The organism is Idiomarina seosinensis (assembly GCF_044797955.1).
Taxonomy (GTDB): Bacteria; Pseudomonadota; Gammaproteobacteria; order Enterobacterales; family Alteromonadaceae; genus Idiomarina; species Idiomarina seosinensis_A.
The window spans coordinates 2,067,289-2,085,576 of the sequence record NZ_CP085211.1 but is presented as its reverse complement, the minus strand read 5'-3'; the positions used below and the strand labels follow the sequence as shown (position 1 = coordinate 2,085,576).

Sequence of the window (18,288 nt, the reverse complement as noted above, 5' to 3'; positions counted from 1 at the left end):
TAGTGTAAACTCGAATAACTTTATTCTTTTAAGGTATATGAGGTAGCAGCATGCTTCTTTCGGTTTTAGGGGCCGTTGTCATAGGTATCAGCCTGGGGCTATTTGGTTCGGGCGGCTCAATCTTAACGGTGCCCGTACTGATGTACCTGGTTGAGATGCCCGCGGGTGAAGCCATTGCCTCGTCCCTGTTGATCGTGGCGGGTATCAGCCTGTTTGGCTCAATATCCTATATCCGCAGAAAGAATGTCAGTTGGCGCCATTTCTGGGTGTTCGGTATTCCCGGTATGATTGGAACCTACGGGGGCGCATGGTTTGGTACCATAGTCGACAGCCGCTGGCAGCTACTGACTTTTTCTTTGCTAATGATTGTTGCTGCTGCGCTGATGTGGCGTAGCAAGCCTAAACCTCCTTCCGAAATCAATCCTATTAATTACCTTAAGGTGACTCTGGAGGGGCTGATAGTTGGTATTATCACTGGCTTTGTCGGGGTTGGTGGTGGCTTTCTTATTGTCCCGGCACTGGTTTTATTAGCCGGTCTGTCGATGCCGGTGGCAATCGGAACCAGTCTGTTAATCATTGTTATTAAATCTGTTGCCGGTTTCTTTAAATATTATGCGGTCATGTCTTCTAATGACGTGCAATTCGACTGGTTGGTTATAGGTATTATGATTGCCGGTGGCTTATTAGGCAGTATCCTGGGAGCTCGCATCGGCCGTTCTCTGCCAAAAGAAAAACTACAAAAAGGCTTTGCAGTTTTTCTGGTGCTGATGGGGATCTTTGTTATCACTAAATCTGTCGTTTAAAAGTCGTCCTTACTGTGACGTTCGCGCAACTGCTCGTGTTCCGGGCCCCAGGTCTTATTCACTCGCAAGCCACGTTGTACGGCGGGCCGTTGAGCGAGCCTCTCGGCCCAGGCGATAACATTTTTATAGGTGTGAGTCTGTAAAAACTCGGCAGCTTCGTAAACCTCATTACGAACCAAAGCACCATACCAGGGGAAAATGGCAATATCAGCAATAGTGTAGTCTGGACCGGCGATAAACTCGTGCTGTTCTAACTGTTTGTCTAACACGTCCAGCTGACGCTTCACTTCCATGGTATAGCGGTCGATGGGATAACGGTATTTCTCCGGCGCATAAGCATAAAAATGCCCAAAACCACCTCCTAATATAGGCGCGCTGCCCATTTGCCAGAACAGCCAGTTAAGACATTCGGTTCGTAAAGCTCCGGCCTGTGGAATGAGTGAATCAAACTTTTCAGCCAGGTACAAAAGGATTGAGCCGGATTCAAACACGCGAACGGGTGGGTTAGCGGACTGGTCAAACAAAGCCGGAATTTTTGAGTTAGGATTCAGTTCGACAAAGCCACTGCTAAACTGGTCACCTTCCATAATATCGATGAAGAAGGCGTCATATTCTGCCTCTGAAATGCCTTGTGCGAGCAGCTCTTCGAGCATAATGGTCACTTTCTGGCCGTTAGGTGTGGCGACCGAATAGAGTTGTAAAGGTTGTTTGCCTACCGGCAGAGCGTGATCGTGAGTGGCCCCTGAAACCGGTCGGTTAATGTTGGAAAACTTACCGCCGCTGCCATCTGGTTGTTGCCAGACGGCCGGTGGCTGATAACTATCATCTGACATCATTATCTCCTGCAATGCTAACGCTTATTAGGTGACGGCCTGGCGCTGCTGCCATCGTTTTTGTAAATGTTCTTGTTGCTCAATGACGTGCCGTAGTTGAGCAACCGCATCGTAAACATCAGTATAGCTGTTATATAACGGTGCAAAACCAAAACGAATGTAGCAGGGCGCACGGAAATCAGCGACCACGCCCCGTTTTATCAAAGCCTGACAAATGCCATAAGCCTGGTCATGAGCATAGCTTAGTTGACTGCCTCGGGCCTCAGCAAGTAGCGGCGACAGCAAACTGAGATGACGGGTTAACTGATATTGCTCAGCCAGCTGCTGGAATAAGCTCGTCAGCTGCTGCGATTTAAGCCTTACTTGTTGCATATCAATCTCAGCAAATAACTCCAGTGCACTATCGACTGCTGCCATTGATAAGATTGAGGGAGTGCCGGCTAAGAATTGCTTTACACCACTACTGGCCTGATAGTCAGGATTAAAGTCAAACGGCGAGCGGTGTCCAAACCAGCCGGCAACCGGTTGTTTTATTTTACTGTGCCATTTTCGGTTAAGGTACAAAAAAGCAGGGGCGCCGGGGCCACCATTAAGGTATTTATAGGTACAGCCAACGGCCATATCAACTTGCCAGGCGTCCAGGTCCACAGGCATAACACCGGCACTGTGAGCCAGGTCAACCACAATCAGAGCGCCGTTTTGGTGAGCCCTTTGTGTTAGTTTATTAATATCCAGCCGCCGACCACTGCGAAAGTTGACTTCAGTAACCAGAACCACCGCGACCTGTTGATCAATGGCTGCGGACAACTGCTCTTCATCGACAGCCTTAAATTGGCATTGGCCCGCTCCGAGCAGTTCTTGTAGGCCCTGTGCAATATAGCCATCGGTAGGGAAGTTATCCTCAGTGGAGAGAATAAAGCGCCGTTCAGGACTACCATTATAAGATAGCGCTGCACTGAGCAGTTTAAACAAATTAACAGAAATAGAATCGCAGCATATTACCTGACCTTTACCGGCGCCGATAATGGGAGCTATTTTTTCACCCACAATTTCCGGTAGATTGACCCATTGGTGTTTGTTCCAGCTGGTGATTAAGTCATTACCCCATTGTTGCTCTACAGTTTCCGCTACTCGTTTTTTGACTCGGTGGGGGATGGCTCCCAGTGAGTTACCGTCCAGATAAATTGTATTATCCGGTAAGTCAAACTCTGTCCGATAACTGGCCAGCGGGTCATTGTCGTCTCGCTGGATAACTTCATTGCGGGTGATCATAAACAACATCTCTCAGAATGCTCAGCAATTCGCTAAAAGCATCACTTTTTGGGTGAATTAAGTCAAAATGACCGGCTGCGTCTATCAAGCGAACCCGGGCCGGGCTGATGGCGCTGGCATAGTCGGGGCTGACAATGTTATCGGCGGCACCTTGCAGCAAAGTGATATTCGGGTGGTTATTTTGTTCTGCCGGATTAGCTGCTGTATACAGTTCGGGCGCCGCTTCAGGTGTCGCTCCCATAAAGTCTTGGGTGACTTTTTCGCAGCTGTTCTGTCCGCCTGCATAAACTTTAATATCGGTAATGGCGGCCAGACCAACAACTGCATCAATATCGGCTTTGAACTCTTCATCAGCTGCCAATAACAAAGCCAGATGGCCACCTGCAGAGTGTCCGACGACAATAACAGGCGCCTCAGAATTTGCTTGGTGCTGCCTTATGAAGTGGCGGAAAGCGTTACGAACGTCAGTAAAGGTTTTTGGCCAGCCACCCCCTGATTCGCCGCTGCGTCGATATTCGGCTGAGTACAGTGTATAGCCCTGGCGATTGAGTGCTGCACTTAGCGGATAACTGTGCTGCACGTCGTATTCTGATAACCAGCAACCGCCATGAATAAAAAATAGCGCCGGTTGTTGTGGCTGACCAGGCCAGATGTGCAAGGTTTGTTCCGGTCCGCTACCATAAGGCACTTGTTTTACAGGCAGTTGTTGTGGCAACTGCATCACCTGCTGATAGGAAAAGCCTTGTCGTTGTTGCGCTAAAACCAGGGTCGAGCTTAGTAGGGCTATACTGATAATAATGCCCGGCAAAAATACCTTCATTGGGCGTGATCCCTGGCTGTTGCAATTGCCTGCCGCACATCCATGCCGCTGGTTTCCTGATAAACCTGCAGATCAAACTGCGGTAAAATAGCGTAGAGGTGGTCAAAAATATCTGCCTGAATAGCCTCGTAAAACTCCCAGCGTATATCGTTGGTGAAGCAATACACCTCGATTGGCAGGCCTTGTGGAGTCGGGCTTAACTGGCGAACCAGCAAGGTCATATTATGTTCAACTTTCGGGTGCTGCTGCAAATAGCGTTCAATGTATGCCCTGAAGGTACCAATGTTGGTGATCTGACGGGTATTAATGGCATCGCTACCTTGGTCTGTCAGCTGCTTATTCCAGGCCTGAAGCTCTTTTTCCTTAGTCGTTAAGTAATTAGTCAGCAGGGCAAAACGCTTCAGAGACTGTACCTGCGGTTCGTCTAAAAACCGAATACTGTTCTGGTCAATAAATAACGATCGTTTTATCCGCCGCCCCCCGGCCTCCTGCATACCGCGCCAGTTCTTAAAAGAATCACTGATAAGACGCTTAGTTGGAATGGTGGTAATGGTTTTGTCCCAGTTTTGTACCCGGACCGTATGCAAGGCCATATCGATAACATCACCATCGGCATTCAGCTGGGGCATTTCGATCCAGTCGCCAACGCGAATCATATCGTTGGATGACAACTGAATACTGGCGACAAAGGACAGTAGGGTATCCTGAAAGACTAACAGGGTTACTGCGCCCATCGCGCCGATACCGGACAACAGAATAATCGGCGACTTATCAATTAAAACCGCGATAATGAGGATCGAAGCTACCAGGTAAACAATGATTTGTCCGATTTGCAAAAAGCCCTTGATGGGCCTGAGGTGAGCATTCGGGCGTCGCGAATAAATCAAGTTTAAGCTGCTCATTGCGGCGCTGATAGCTCGGGCGACAGTCAGTACAATGTACGCCAGTGCGACATTGCGGATAACTGCTACCAGTGTCTCGGGCAATTGCGGTACAAACGCGATGCCATAAGACAAAATCAGTGCCGGCACGACCTGAGCGAAGCGCCCGACAATAACGGTCAACCCAACACTGGGGTCACTCCCCAGCTGGGTTCTGGATAATAATTTACCGATGCCGCGTAACAGAATATGCTTAGTGATTAACTGTGAAAGCCATACCGCAACAAGCAGGGTAAAGGCTGCCAGCACGGTATACGTCCATGAGTTCTGTTCAGCCCAGCGGTTAAACCAGTCGGGATAGTTCATCATTGTTTCTCAATAGCGTTTTTAAGATCCTGGCGTAAGCCCAGCATAAATAACACTTCTGCGACCACAAACAGGGGGCCGATAGCCAACCCCATAACATCGTCCATAAATGCCGGTTTTTTACCTTCAAAATAATGTCCGATAAACTGAAAAACCCAGCCGATAATAAATAAGCCGATGCCCCAGCTAAGCCATAAAGACGTTTCTAATGCGGCAACATCCCGCGCCACAGTTAGCGCCAACCACAGAAGCACGGTCATTAATAAGCCAAGCCGTATATCCAGTCGGATATAAAAAATAACGGCAGCAAAAACGATCAAATTAGCGGGTGTCAAAATAAGGTAGCCTAACCTGATATCCGGCCGGCTAAGTAAAATCAGTATGGCTACGACTATTAACGGGATACCAATAAGGTGTGTGATTACATTGCGGCGGTCACGATGATAATCAGCGTACTGTGCCAGATGTTCTGCGATGGATTTGCTACTCATCGGGATGCTCCATTACAATTTGTGCCAGTCAGTCAGGTCAATCCGTAAGATTGCTATGCAAGCAGGTTGCTGTCAATCTTAACCGATGCACGTTGACTAGCCCAGACAAGCTGTCCATTACTCGACAAACAGGAATCATAATGTCCCAGGATACAACACTGATAAATAAGCAACGTCAGGATTTAAGTCAGCATCACTCAGTCTGGCTGTTTGGCTATGGCTCGTTAATTTATAAAGTGGACTTTCCGTACCTGGAACGCAAAGCAGCAACTATTGAAGGCTGGAGTCGGCGTTTTTGGCAGGGTTCTCATGATCACCGCGGAACACCAGAAAAACCGGGCCGGGTACTAACGTTAGTCGAAACACCGGGCGAGCTATGTACTGGTATGGCCTATCGGGTAACGCCGGAAGTTTTTGAGCACCTGGACCACCGCGAAAAAAACGGTTATCTGCGCTTTTTTACGCCATTGTCGTTTGACGATGGCTCGCAGGACCAGGGCTTAGTTTATATTGCAACAGAAGATAATGCGGCTTTTCTGGGAGCAGCACCCGAAGCTGATATTGCCCGTCATATTGCCGGCTCCAGCGGTCCAAGCGGAAGTAATGCAGAATATCTGTTGAAGCTACATACCGGCCTGGCTGAACTGGGCGTTACTGATCCTCATGTGGAGAAGATTCGTCATCATCTTGTTCAGTATCTTTAGGCTGTTCAGTAATATCGGCCAGTGAGCCAACACATAATCGGCAATCTCTGTCGGCCGGAAGGGATGCTTCGACATAGCGCAGTTTATGTTTCGAGCTGCCGCGGTTGCTGGATACCTGGTAGACACGTTCTCTCGAGTTGTCTTTTTCACTCATAGTGGCTGCCTTATTTATTGCTGGCAATACAATGAATACAGCAGTTTTAAAACCTGCTCTGTCTTACTGTCTGCCAGTCGGTAGTAGATGTATTTGCCTTGCCGACGGGTATCGACAAGCTCTTGTTGCCTTAAACGGTTAAGGTGCTGGGACAACATTGGTTGCTGTAAATCAAGGCGCTGTTCGATTTCTCCGACACTGAATTCTTTTTCGCTAAGCAAACACAAAATCAGCAACCGATCGGGATGCGATAGTAACTGCATTACGCGAGCGGCTTCAGTTGACGAAGATCGCATGACTTCTGGATTCATGATGTATGCTTCTCTTTATTCAGTTGACGGACCATTTATAATAACAAAAATTGTGCCTTGCCGCGCACTGATAGTAAAGTACCCTGAAACTGACCGCTATTGTTTGTTTCAAAAAGGACTCTGTAATGAAAGAAAAACTCGAGATTCGCTCCTTTATTTTCATGCTGCTTGCGGTCACTTTAGCATTTGGCTGGGTTCTGAAGCCTTTCTGGATGTCGATATTCTGGGCCTGTACCGTTGCCATTATCTTTTATCCGTTACAGCGTAAAATGCAGCAATGGATCGGCGAAAAGCCCAACCGGGCCGCACTTTTAACCTTATCTATCGCTGTAGTCATAGTGGTTTTACCGGTCCTTGGCGTTGCTTATTCCTTTGTTCAGGAGGGCGTCCAGGTCTATCAAAAGCTGGATTCCGGGGAGATTCGTCCAGGTCAGTTTTTACAACAAATCGAAACCGCTTTTCCGTTTATTCCCGAATTGCTGGAGCGTTTTGGGGTATCAACGGACAACCTGCGCAGTAAATTATCGGAGCTGGCTGTAACGGCCAGCCGCACGCTGGCGCAGCAGGCACTCTCTTTTGGACAAAATACCTTTAGCTTTGTGGTCAGCGTTGCGTTGATGGTTTACTTAACATTCTTTTTGTTACGCGATGGCCACTTGCTGGTGGATCTTATGGTACGCGCGTTACCTTTGGGCGACGAGCGAGAGCGAGAGTTGTTCGCTAAATTTGCTGAGGTTGCCCGCGCAACCGTAAAAGGCAATATTGTTGTAGCCGCTATACAGGGAGCTTTAGGCGGACTGATTTTTGCGTTGCTGGGGTTGCCGGGCGCTCTGCTATGGGGCGTCGTGATGGCCTTTTTATCATTAATACCGGCGATTGGTGCCGGTTTACTGTGGCTGCCTGTGGCCGTTTATCTGTTAGCTATGGGTAGTATCTGGAAAGGGCTGATACTGATCGCCTTCGGTGCGATAGTGATCGGTCTGGCCGACAATATTTTACGGCCGATACTGGTCGGCCGTGATACTAAAATCCCGGACTATGTGGTGTTATTCTCAACATTAGGTGGTTTAACGTTGTTTGGTATAACGGGGTTTGTTGTAGGGCCACTGGTAGCAGCCCTGTTTATGGCCTTCTGGGCAATTTTTATGCGGGAATTTAATACCGCTGACTAGCTATTTAAAGGGGCGCTGATAGCCCCCTTCTATCCCTTCGGGTGATAAAACCCACTGCCATAGCTGGATGTCTCGGGACCGAAAGGCGCCGGCGCAGGACAGTAGGTAATATTTCCACATCCGGTAAAATTGGGTGTCGAATTGCGATTGTAAATCTGGCCAGGCCTGATCGAAGTTATCAAACCAGGCCATCAGTGTTTTATCGTAATCAGCGCCGAAATTATGCAGATCTTCTGCCACAAAGCAATCCTCTATAGCTTTACCAATCTGCGAAATCGACGGCACTTCACCGTTAGGGAAGATGTACCGGCTAATCCAGGGGTCGGCCGCCGTATCGGTGACATTTTTACCAATGGTGTGAAGTAAAAACAGACCGTCGTCTTTTAAGCAGCGCCGGGCAACAGTCATGTAATCGTCATAGTTTTTCTGCCCAACATGCTCGAACATGCCCAGGCTGATGATGCGGTCAAACTTTTCGTCCAGATCGCGGTAATCCTGCAACCGAAATTCAACCGGTAACCCTTCGCAGCGCTGATTTCCCATATTAACCTGCTCTTTAGAAATGGTCACACCCACACATTCGACTTGATAGTTCTCGGCAGCGTACTGCATGAAACTGCCCCAGCCGCAGCCGATATCCAGAACTCGCATCCCCGGTTTAAGCTGAAGTTTTTGGCAGCTAAGCTCCAGCTTATCCCGCTGCGCCTGATCGAGGTTATCAGCGTTGCGCCAGTAGCCGCAGGTATAAACCATCCGCTCGTCCAGCATTCGTTGGTAAAGCTCGTTACCAATATCATAGTGGTGCTGGCCTACTTTCCAGGCGCGTTCGGAGTCCTGAAGATTAAACACCCGGGCTTTCAGTGAGTGAAAAATGAGTCGTGCGGGGTTCACTTCATCCTGAATACCGGAGCGCAGTAAGCGGTAAAAAAATTGATCCAACGCCGGGCAGTCCCAGAGCCCGGCCATGTAACTCTCTCCTAAACCTAGATTACCGCGTGATAGTGCCTGGTCAAAGACGCTTTCATCGTGGACCTGCATGTCCCACGGGCGGTCGCCGTTAAGGCGGATATCCGCTCGGCGCAGTAGTTCCTCTGCATAGGCTTTTGAAGTTGCCATCGTCAAATCCCTGTTGCTCGATTCTGAATATGAAACTAGCTTAGTAAACTATCAAGAAGCTGGCGAGTAGACAATACAGTGATCTCAGTTGCACCTATTGCACAGTGACGAGATACTATTGAGCCTAAATCAGTAATATTGAGGACGCTAATGAGAACTGGGCAACGAATGAGCGATTTAATCGGCCAGACCGATTTGCTGTTAATACCATCGTTATCGAGGTTAACGGGTTGTGAAATTTATCTGAAGTGTGAATTTCAAAACCCTGGCGGCTCCATTAAAGACCGGGCAGCAAAACAACTGATTGAAGATGCGATGAAACGGGGCGAGTTAGAGTCTGGCATGACCGTTATCGAGGGGACCGCGGGTAATACCGGTATTGGTCTGGCTTTGGTCGCAAAATCATACGGTATGAATATGCTGGCTGTGATGCCCAACGATCAGGCACCGGAAAAGCAACGTATGATCAGCCTGCATGGCGGAGAGGTGTTGGCGGTTGATCCTGTTCCTTTTAAAAACGAACATCACTTTTATCACACCGCCCGGCGTATTGCTGAACAGCGTAATGATTGTTGGTGGGCAAATCAGTTTGAAAATACCAGTAATGCTGACGCGCACTACCAGCACACAGCGCCCGAGATATGGGAACAAATGCAAAGCCGCATCGATACCTTTGTTTCGGTAGCGGGTACCGGCGGAACTATTGGTGGTAACTCTAAGTTTTTAAAGCAACAGGACAAGCACATCGATGTTTGGCTCGCTGATCCCGATGGTTCGGGTATTTTTCAGTTTTTAAAAACGGGAGAATACGTTTCCAGTGGTAGCTCGATGACCGAGGGAATCGGTATTATGAGGCTGGTTGAAAACTTTAAACAAGCGACCATTGATCACGCCGTTAATTTACCGGACCAGGATTTAATTACCATTTCGCGTTACGTTAAAGAACAGGACGGTATCGTGTTAGGCAGCAGTTCAGCCCTCAATGTCGCTGCTTCAGTGGCTGCGGCGATAAAAAAAGGTAAAGGTCAGCGTATTGTCACCTTTGCCTGTGATCTGGGTGAGCGCTCGGCCAGCAAGCTTTATAACGAAACTTACCTGCAGGCAAAAAATTTAGCACCGGAACCAGAGTCGATAGCAGATTTGCTCGAGCGCTATCAGAATTTAGGTGATAAGGTGATTAAAACAAACTGGTCGTGCGATTAACCGATGAATCGTAACGGGGGAAGGATGACTGCTTTTCGCTGTGGTTTTGCATTAAGTATTCTGTGTTGGTTCAGTACTGCTTTCGCGCAGAATACAACAGCAGTAGAAAACATGGAAACGATTACGGTTCCTACGTTTATCGATGTTGCACATCGCGGGGCCTCGGGTTATGTGCCAGAGCATACCCGGGCCAGTACCGTATTAGCTCACGGCCTGGACGTCGATTATATTGAGCAGGACGTGCAGCTTAGCCGGGATGGTATCCCGGTGGTACTGCACGATCTATACCTTAACCGGGTATCCAATGTGGCGGACGTTTTTCCGACACGTCAGCGGCCCGATGGACACTATTACGTAGTTGATTTTTCGTTAAAAGAGCTAAAGCAGTTAAGCTTAAAACCACGCACAAAAAGTGATGGCGAGTTACGGTATCCGGACCGTTTTCAACCCAGCTCGCTGGTCTTTCCGATACAGACTCTGGCTGAGTCAATTAGCCTAATTAAGCAGTTAAATCGCACCCGCAATAAGAATATCGGTGTGTACATCGAAATTAAAGCACCGCGCTGGTATCACGGTCAGGATTACGATGCGACTGCCGCCGTCGTTGAGGTTTTGAAAGAACAGGGCTACAAGGACGGTGAGGCCCCGACCAAAATTTATTTACAGTCCTTTGACCCGGAAACTTTGCGGCGTTTAAAGCGAGAGTTCCATATCGATTATCCGCTAGTACAACTGATTGCGGATAATAGCTGGAACGAGTCAGGAGTTGACTATGATTCACTGAGAACCTATGCGGGGATGGAATCTTTATCGGCCTATGCTGACAATGTAGGTGTTTGGCTCAATCATTTGCTAACAGGCGTCGAGGACAACCAACCGCAATGGTCAGACATACTGACGCATGCTAAGCGGACTAACTTAAATGTCTTTGTTTACACACTACGCGATGACCAGTTACCTGCCGGGGTAACGTCTCTGAAGCAGTTACGTGATTGGCTAAAAAAAGCGGGCGTGACAGGTGCCTTTAGTGATTTTCCGGATAAAAAGTAAGGCGCATTTTAAAACCGTCAGTACCATCATCGTAATAGTCAGGTAAAAGATCGACCGTTTCGAAGTCGTAATACTGATAAAGTTTTATTGCTACAATATTATCCACCTTGACTTCTAAGGTCAGCCCCTGACGCTGGTCTTTTTTAGCTTCGGTAATGATGTGTTCAAGCATAGCTCTTGCCAGACCCCGGTTACGATGCTGACTGTCGACGGCAATGGAGTATATGCGCCAGAAACGACTGTTTTTACGAGCTAGTGTTATGGCGTAGGTTATCAGCTTTTGGCCTTCAGTGATGACCCAGAAATTAACGCTGGATGACTGAATTAAGCGGCGAAAGTTACGTCGGCTGATACGGCTATAGTCAAACGTGCGCTGCTCTAATGCGGTTAAATTATCCAGATCACTAACTCTGGCTTTCCTTACGGCTAATTGATTACTCATCCTGTTGCTCGTTGATGGCTTAGTTTGCGGAAAAGGCCCAACCGACACTATATTAGAAGCAGGAATAAAGACAAGGAGCATGACTTATGTTGACGTTTTTGGCCAAAATGTTGAAAGCGCTGAATTCGGAAACCAGCCCCTGGGCCTTAGCGATGGCGATGGTACTGGGTATGATATTAGGCCTGACCCCATTATGGCGTCTGCATAATCTTCTGATACTGCTGGCAGCACTTATTTTCCGGGTTAATTTATCGTTGTTTATTCTGTCTTTTGTAATTTTCTCGGGCGTTGCTTATTTACTGGATCCCTTCTTTCATCAGATTGGTCTTAGCCTGTTAAATGCGCAAAGTTGGCAGGGTATTTACGAGGCAATGTATGCAACGGCGCTTGGGCGTGTATCGCAGTTTTACCATACCATTACCATGGGCAGTTTAGTCGTCAGTATTTTGCTAAGCCCGGTAGTAGCGGTGTTGAGCTATCTTATCATCAGCAATTATCGCAAAAAAATTCAGGCACGTTTATTAAAGCTAAAAGTTGTGCAGCTGATTCGCGGCACTCGCTTTTGGCGATTGTATATGGATTTACGGGGGTAAGCATGAAACGAAGTATTCTGCGTTGGCGTGGGCTGGCTGCATTTGGCATTATCATTGGGGTGCTGGTGTTAGTTTCCTGGTTATTCCTTGATTCTTTATTAAAAGTTTCTCTGCAATACACCTTAGGGCGTTTGCATGGCGCGGAAGTGAACATCGAGCGTGTCGAGCACCGTTGGTCGCCACTGACACTGATGGCCTACGATGTAGAGGCAACTGACCCCGCCAAGCCGACGCATAATCAGGTGCAACTGGATAAACTAAGCGCCGATGTTTCCGCTGCGCAGTTATTGCTTGGGCGGATACACATTGCTCAACTGGATGTACTTGGCGTTCGCGTTGATCAAGAGCGGACAGGCGGTGAAGGCGAGGTTTACGTTGTACCCGATAAACAGGATGTCAAAGATTGGGCAGCAACAAACTGGCAAAAATTAAAAGTGTCCCTGCCGGGTAAAGATGAAATTATCGACCAGGTCGGCTTAACGACAGACCAGGTTGCCGAACAGGCACAAACAGCGTTAGGCAAGCAGCGGGATGAATTTCAGCAGGCACGGGAGGCACTCCCGGATAAAGAAAAAATTGCCGATTACCAACAGCGCATAAAAGCGCTGACCGAAGGTGATGTAGAGGGCTTAACTGATATAGCTGCCCGCAGAGACAAGCTGGAACAGCTGAAAGAGCGGATCCGGGAGGATAAACAAGCTATCGAGGCGATGCGTGAGCAGTTAAGTGAGTCCAGAACGGTGCTGCAACAGCAGGTAGAGCAGCTGCGGCAGGCACCGGCAAAGGATATCGAGCGGATCCGAGAATATTTCCAGCTTAATGAGGTCGGCCTTAAAAACGTGACCGGACTTTTGTTAGGCCAGAAAGCGCGCCAATGGAGTGAGTATTTACTACTTGCTTATGATCAATTAGCGCCAATGTTAGCTCGCTCAGCCAATACCGAAACCGTAAAAAAAGTCAGGGGCCAGGGTGAAAGCCTCTCCTTTGTTGAAGATGACGCACCGCCGGAATTCTGGATAAAAAAAGCGAATACGCAAATTTTGCTGGGCGACAATGAGGTGGCTGTAAACTGGCAAAATATTACCCACCAGCATGATCTGCTTGGCCAGCCGACCACCTATCAAGCGCGAGTTGATAACAGCGACTTGTGGGAAGCCTTTAATTTAAACGGGCAATTGTCGCTGTTAGCTTCGGGCATTGATGCAAAACAACAATGGCAATTAAAAGGGGCAAACTTAACAAACCTTGGTTTAAGTGATTCTAGCGAACTAACAGCGTCTATTGCCTCAGCGCTGCTGGACAGTGATGGTACCGTGCTGGTGCGGGAAAACCAGCTGGACGGTGATGCAATTATACGCATGCTGGATTTAAAGATGACTGCCAGCGGCGGCAGCAAGATCACACAGGCTGTTGCTACTGCGTTAGAGCAGTTGAATCGACTGGACATAAACACCGACTTGTCGGGTAGTATGCTTAGCCCGCGGCTGAGCCTTAGCTCGGACCTTGATCAGCAGCTGGCGCAGTTACTAGGCGATAGCGCGCTGGCCGAGGCACAAGGGAAGCTGGATGAAATAAAAGCTGATTTAGAGTCCAGAGTACAACAACAACTGCAGTCACAAACGGCGTTACTGGATAACATCGGCCAGTTAAATCAGCGAGCTGATAATTTTGAGGGGCAACTGGAAGAGCTGCTAAAAGCAAAATTGCAGGATAGCCTAAAAGACAAATTAAAAGGCCGCCTGTTTGGTGGTTAAATAGTGGCCCGGTAACCCACAAGCACTGGTCTGCGGGTTACCGGGCAGGTCATTACTGTAAAAACTGGCGTATTTTTTCTGCTTTTTGCTGAATCGAATAAATCCCGTCCAGATGGCCCCACGGCCCGTCAATCATTTCCAGCTCGGTTTCTTTACCCAGCTGTCTAAGCTCGCTGACTGCAGCTTCTGCCATATAAGGCATTAACAAAAGGTCGTTACTGGCCGGTAAAAACAAAGTTTCTGCCTGAATGTTTTTTAACCCTTCAGTAAGCGTTTGCTGGTGGCCGGCAACAAAAAGCTGGTTAGCTCTGACCAGATATAAAATGTGGTTGGCATCAGCCAGGGGGGCGCGCTGACGACTACTGCCGTATAGCCATTGTGTAGCCGGTAAGGTGTTGGTAACACTTTTTAGACCTTCCGGCGGCAGCGTTTGCTGAGCTGGCGCGGTTTGGTTAAAAATATCCGGGTGCATGGCACTATGAGTTATCAAAGCTTGTGCCATAGTCACCCCGTCTAACGGCGCCTCACTGTCATAATAATTACCGTTGTTCCAGTTAGGATCTAATTTAATCGCCTGCGCCCAGGCCTCCAAACCCGCGATAGTCCATGCATCCATTGCTGCTGTGCCAATAACGGACACCATACGGTCTACCCAGTCAGGATAAGTAGCAGCCCATTCAATGGCCTGCAGGGAGCCCATCGATGCGCCAATGACCGCATGCAGACGCGAAATACCCAGTGACTCCAGCAGTGCTTTTTGAACATTCACAAAGTCACGAATGGTTACTACCGGAAAGTCCAGTCCGTAGGGCTGTCCGGTATCAGGATTGATAGTGGCAGGGCCCGTAGTGATAACAGACGGCAAGTGCGGGTAGGCGTTGACCAGCGAGTCGACGCTGATGACATAATACTTGTCGGTATCAATCGCTTTACCGGGGCCTATGATCGAATCCCAATAGCCGGGCTGAGGATCATCCGGGGCATACCGGCCGGCGGCATGACTATTACCGGAAAAAAAGTGGGTGACCAAGATGACATTGTCTTTTGCCGCATTAAGTTTTCCGTAGGCTTCCCAGCCGACCCTGACATCTTTAATGTGCTCGCCGCCATGGGTGGTATACTCGGGCAAACTGAAACTTTGTTTCTCGACCAGCATCGGTTCCTGGGCCTGGGCTACAAGACTGCCAACGGCGGCGACAAGCGCAACCGCTATGCCGCTAAGCTGTTTGATCAATCGCTTCATGAGAGTTTCTCCTGCAGATAATTTTGATAGTGTCGGCGTAATTCATTTTTCACCAGTTTACCGGTGCCTGTATGGGGTAGCTGGTCGACAAAAACGACATCATCAGGCATCCACCAGCGTGCAATCTTGCCCGTTAAAAAGTCTTTAATGGTCTCTTTATCGAGGCTTTCTCCGGGCTTAGTTACTATCAGTAGTAAGGGTCGCTCGTCCCACTTTGGATGCTTTACGCCAATAACACAGGATTCGTTGACAGCAGGGTGCTGACTGATGATGTTTTCAATATCCAGCGAACTTATCCACTCACCGCCACTTTTGATTACGTCTTTTTTTCTGTCGACCACCTTCATAAAGTTTTTACTATCGATGACGGCGATATCGCCAGTAGCCAGCCAGCCATCAGGAAAACTACTGAGATCGTCATTGGCAAAATAGCGGGTGGCAATCCAATGGCCGCGTACCTGAAGTTCGCCTCGTGTTTCGCCATCATGGGGCAAAGGCTGATTATCCGCATCAACAATACGGGCTTCGACACCAAAAACCGGGCGTCCTGCTGTTGTCTGCAGCTGGTACTGTTGTTCTTTGGGCAGGCTCAGAATATCGGCTTGCGGCGGTGCTGAATGTACTAATGGACCTGTTTCCGTCATTCCCCAGATTGGCTGCCAGTATACATCGTACTGTTGATCATAGGTTTTAACTAAGCCAACTGGCGAGGCTGCTCCGCCAACACAGACCCGCTTAAGCGAGGGAACAGTGAGATTATTTTCAGCCAGGTAATTATGCAGAGTTAGCCAAATCGTTGGCACACCTAAGCCAACCGTTACCTGTTCGCTGCGAATAATTTCAGCCATTGCGCTACCGGAAGTTTTGTCGCCAGTAAATACTAACTTACAGCCAGATAGAGGGCCGGCATAGGGAGCGCCCCAGGCAGCAACGTGATACATGGTCACCATAGGCATTAATACGGTATCACTGCGCAGATCCAGCATATCAGCGCTGACGGTGGCCTGAGCATGCAGTACCATAGCGCGATGAGAGGCCAGCACACCTTTCGGGTTTCCGGTGGTGCCGGATGTATAACACAGTAAAGCCGCACTGTTTTCATCGACATCGGGCCAGGGGTACTGCTCTGGTCGCCCGGCAATCAGTTCCTCGTAACAGAGCACATTATTTAATGAAGTTTCCGGCATATGGGCACGATCGGTCATTACTACAAAGCCTTTAACTTTAGGCAATTGTTGCTGGATCTCCTCCAGTTGGGCGACAAAACTGAGGTCAACAAATACCCACTGGCTTTCTGCGTGATTGATAATCCAGCTTATTTGCTCGCTGAATAACCTTGGGTTAACCGTGTGCATTACCGAACCGATACCGCTGACAGCGTAGTAAAGCTCCATGTGGCGATAGGTATTCCAGGCCAGGCTGGCAACCCTTTCACCGGGCTGGATACCCAGTTCAGCAAGAGCATCTGCTAACTGCGCACTACGCTGAAAGCAGTCGGAGTAGTTGTAGCGGTGAGTATCGCCTTCTAAGCGGCAGGTTACTATTTCCTGTTGTGCATGGCGGCTGGCAGCAAAGCGCAACAAATCAATAATTTGTAGCGGTCGCTGCATGGTATTTCCGGAAATGGGAGAATTAAGCATCTTATTATTCCTTACAGCATGAATAAACCAATTGCGACGGCCAGTCCCATTAGCGGCACCACTACAGTAACGGCAGCTACCGCCCAATAGGCAGCGCTATGGGTTTCATTGCAGATGGCCCGGATTGTGGTTACCACATAGCCATTATGAGGCAATGAGTCCAGCGCCCCTGACGAGATCGAAACAATCCGGTGTAACTGTTCCGGATTGACTCCGGCCTGCAGATAATGGGGTCCAACTTCGGGCAGCGCAATCGCCTGACCCCCGGAGGCCGAGCCCGTAAGACCAGCAATCACACTAACTGCTACTGCCGCGCCAACCAGTTCATTGCCGGGTAAATTGGTCATGGCGGTAACGGCAGACTCAAAGGCTGGCGTAATTTTAGCAATACTACCAAAGCCAACCACTGCGGCGGTATTACCAATAGCGACCAGAGCACCGGTCGTTGCTTCTGATATTGCCTGCTGGGGGCGGTGAAAGTAACGGAAATTAATAACCGCAATAGCTATCACGCCGCCCAACAAGGCCACAATAAGTGCATTTTGAGCAAGACTCTGGTGATAGGTAAAAGACAAGCCCAATACCACTAATAGCGGCACAAGACTGGCCAGCGGATTTGGCAGTTTGCGTTCCAGTAGCACCGGATCTTCGGGGCGCGCCTCAAAGTGCTCGCCATTGGCAATAGCCCGATTAATAATTTTGCGCAGCCACCAGTAACCAAAACAGGCCATAAGCACAGCGACAACCAGGCTAACTTCCCAGGCTGCGTAGGGCGAGGTTCCCAGGTACTTAATCGGGATCCAGTTTTGAATCTCAGGCGAGCCGGCAGACGTCATGGTAAAAGTAACCGAGCCAAAAGCCAGCGCTGCCGGAATAAAACGGCGGGGCAGGTTAGCGTCTTTAAATAGCGACAATGCCATGGGATAAACAGAAAATGCCACCACAAAAACGCTAACACCGCCATAGGTTAAAATAGCGCAGGCTAATACCACAGCAAGTACCGCCTGTTTGCGGCCCAGCTTGTTTATAATCCATCCGGCAACGCTATCTGCGGCCCCTGTATCCTCCATGAATTTACCGAACATCGAGCCCAGTAAAAACATAAAGAACCAAGCGGCCACAAAGCTGGCAAAACCATCCATATAGGCACTGACAAAGTTGATATCACCAGTGAATAAAGGAATGCCACTGCATAAAGCAACGAATACAGCGCACAAAGGCGCGCTAATAAATAAATTCATCCCACGCAGGGTGAGAATGATCAGCAGCACCAGGCCACCAACAAGTCCAATCATACTTAACATGAGTTACCTCGCAACGAGTCAATAGAAACAGCCATGCCCCGGTTCGTTGCCTGTTGGTATTGTGCGTTATCCAGGAAACTTGACCCATAGTACTATGGTACAGATCACTTTTTTAACATTTTGCGTTAGCTTAGTA

At 48.7% G+C, this 18,288-nt stretch carries 19 protein-coding genes; 7 read left to right on the top strand and 12 right to left on the bottom strand.

The annotated features are described in order from the left end of the window. The first annotated feature begins 50 nt into the window (after positions 1-50). Positions 51-803, top strand: coding sequence for a sulfite exporter TauE/SafE family protein (locus tag LG288_RS09870; RefSeq protein ID WP_404400085.1), 753 nt, complete (start codon positions 51-53; stop codon positions 801-803). On the opposite strand, the gene yghU is transcribed toward LG288_RS09870, so the two are convergent. Genes yghU through LG288_RS09845 form a run of 5 tightly spaced genes read right to left on the bottom strand, consistent with a single transcriptional unit; the run spans position 800 to position 5,466 of the window. Further along, a complete protein-coding gene (yghU, locus tag LG288_RS09865; RefSeq protein WP_404403093.1) occupies positions 800-1,636 on the bottom strand; it encodes a glutathione-dependent disulfide-bond oxidoreductase in 837 nt (278 codons plus the stop codon). The genes LG288_RS09870 and yghU overlap by 4 nt on opposite strands. A 27-nt stretch (positions 1,637-1,663) precedes the next feature. Beyond that, complete coding sequence (gene kynU, locus LG288_RS09860; RefSeq protein ID WP_404403092.1) at positions 1,664-2,905, bottom strand: kynureninase; 1,242 nt, start codon at positions 2,903-2,905, stop codon at positions 1,664-1,666. After that, entirely contained in the window at positions 2,892-3,728 is an 837-nt protein-coding gene (locus tag LG288_RS09855) for an alpha/beta fold hydrolase (RefSeq protein WP_404400083.1), read from the bottom strand. Before LG288_RS09855 ends, kynU begins: the two co-directional genes overlap by 14 nt. Next, positions 3,725-4,978, bottom strand: coding sequence for a mechanosensitive ion channel family protein (locus LG288_RS09850; protein WP_404400081.1), 1,254 nt, complete (start codon positions 4,976-4,978; stop codon positions 3,725-3,727). The genes LG288_RS09855 and LG288_RS09850 overlap by 4 nt, the downstream gene beginning before the upstream one ends. After that, positions 4,975-5,466, bottom strand: coding sequence for a DUF962 domain-containing protein (locus LG288_RS09845; RefSeq protein WP_404400079.1), 492 nt, complete (start codon positions 5,464-5,466; stop codon positions 4,975-4,977). Before LG288_RS09845 ends, LG288_RS09850 begins: the two co-directional genes overlap by 4 nt. A 140-nt stretch (positions 5,467-5,606) precedes the next feature. Here LG288_RS09845 and LG288_RS09840 point away from each other — a divergent pair, with 140 nt between their 5' ends. After that, complete coding sequence (locus LG288_RS09840) at positions 5,607-6,170, top strand: gamma-glutamylcyclotransferase (RefSeq protein ID WP_404400077.1); 564 nt, start codon at positions 5,607-5,609, stop codon at positions 6,168-6,170. On the opposite strand, the gene LG288_RS09835 is transcribed toward LG288_RS09840, so the two are convergent. Then, a complete protein-coding gene (locus LG288_RS09835; RefSeq protein ID WP_404400075.1) occupies positions 6,118-6,324 on the bottom strand; it encodes a hypothetical protein in 207 nt (68 codons plus the stop codon). The two genes, LG288_RS09840 and LG288_RS09835, sit on opposite strands and share 53 nt — an antisense overlap. A gap of 14 nt (positions 6,325-6,338) precedes the next feature. Next, complete coding sequence (locus LG288_RS09830; protein WP_404400073.1) at positions 6,339-6,635, bottom strand: metalloregulator ArsR/SmtB family transcription factor; 297 nt, start codon at positions 6,633-6,635, stop codon at positions 6,339-6,341. A gap of 125 nt (positions 6,636-6,760) precedes the next feature. Here LG288_RS09830 and LG288_RS09825 point away from each other — a divergent pair, with 125 nt between their 5' ends. Further along, the gene (locus tag LG288_RS09825) at positions 6,761-7,807 is read left to right on the top strand and encodes an AI-2E family transporter (protein ID WP_404400071.1); all 1,047 of its coding nucleotides are present in this window, start codon (positions 6,761-6,763) and stop codon (positions 7,805-7,807) included. Here the strand turns inward: LG288_RS09825 and cfa are convergent, their stop codons facing one another. Further along, complete coding sequence (cfa, locus tag LG288_RS09820; protein WP_404400069.1) at positions 7,808-8,923, bottom strand: cyclopropane fatty acyl phospholipid synthase; 1,116 nt, start codon at positions 8,921-8,923, stop codon at positions 7,808-7,810. Between the two features lie 150 nt (positions 8,924-9,073). On the opposite strand from cfa, the gene LG288_RS09815 reads away from it, so the two are divergent. Both LG288_RS09815 and glpQ read left to right on the top strand, forming a co-directional pair. Continuing rightward, on the top strand, positions 9,074-10,126 hold the full coding sequence (locus LG288_RS09815; RefSeq protein WP_404400067.1) for a cysteine synthase A: 1,053 nt from the start codon (positions 9,074-9,076) through the stop codon (positions 10,124-10,126). Between the two features lie 111 nt (positions 10,127-10,237). Beyond that, positions 10,238-11,176 carry a glycerophosphodiester phosphodiesterase gene (gene glpQ / locus LG288_RS09810; RefSeq protein ID WP_404400065.1) on the top strand — a complete coding sequence of 313 codons (939 nt, stop codon included), beginning with the start codon at positions 10,238-10,240 and terminating at the stop codon, positions 11,174-11,176. On the opposite strand, the gene LG288_RS09805 is transcribed toward glpQ, so the two are convergent. Next, entirely contained in the window at positions 11,151-11,618 is a 468-nt protein-coding gene (locus LG288_RS09805; RefSeq protein ID WP_404400063.1) for a GNAT family N-acetyltransferase, read from the bottom strand. The genes glpQ and LG288_RS09805 overlap by 26 nt on opposite strands. A gap of 86 nt (positions 11,619-11,704) precedes the next feature. On the opposite strand from LG288_RS09805, the gene LG288_RS09800 reads away from it, so the two are divergent. Beyond that, on the top strand, positions 11,705-12,211 hold the full coding sequence (locus LG288_RS09800; RefSeq protein WP_404400061.1) for a DUF2062 domain-containing protein: 507 nt from the start codon (positions 11,705-11,707) through the stop codon (positions 12,209-12,211). Positions 12,212-12,213: 2 nt separating this feature from the next. Then, positions 12,214-13,965, top strand: a complete 1,752-nt coding sequence (locus LG288_RS09795; protein ID WP_404400059.1) for a TIGR03545 family protein — start codon at positions 12,214-12,216, stop codon at positions 13,963-13,965. A gap of 52 nt (positions 13,966-14,017) precedes the next feature. Here the strand turns inward: LG288_RS09795 and LG288_RS09790 are convergent, their stop codons facing one another. Genes LG288_RS09790 through LG288_RS09780 form a run of 3 tightly spaced genes read right to left on the bottom strand, consistent with a single transcriptional unit; the run spans position 14,018 to position 18,152 of the window. Further along, positions 14,018-15,208: a homoserine O-acetyltransferase gene (locus LG288_RS09790; RefSeq protein WP_404400057.1), complete on the bottom strand. Its 1,191-nt coding sequence runs from the start codon at positions 15,206-15,208 to the stop codon at positions 14,018-14,020. Beyond that, the gene (locus tag LG288_RS09785; protein ID WP_404400055.1) at positions 15,205-16,848 is read right to left on the bottom strand and encodes a long-chain fatty acid--CoA ligase; all 1,644 of its coding nucleotides are present in this window, start codon (positions 16,846-16,848) and stop codon (positions 15,205-15,207) included. The genes LG288_RS09790 and LG288_RS09785 overlap by 4 nt, the downstream gene beginning before the upstream one ends. An 11-nt stretch (positions 16,849-16,859) precedes the next feature. Next, on the bottom strand, positions 16,860-18,152 hold the full coding sequence (locus tag LG288_RS09780; RefSeq protein WP_404400053.1) for a GntP family permease: 1,293 nt from the start codon (positions 18,150-18,152) through the stop codon (positions 16,860-16,862). Positions 18,153-18,288 lie beyond the last annotated feature (136 nt).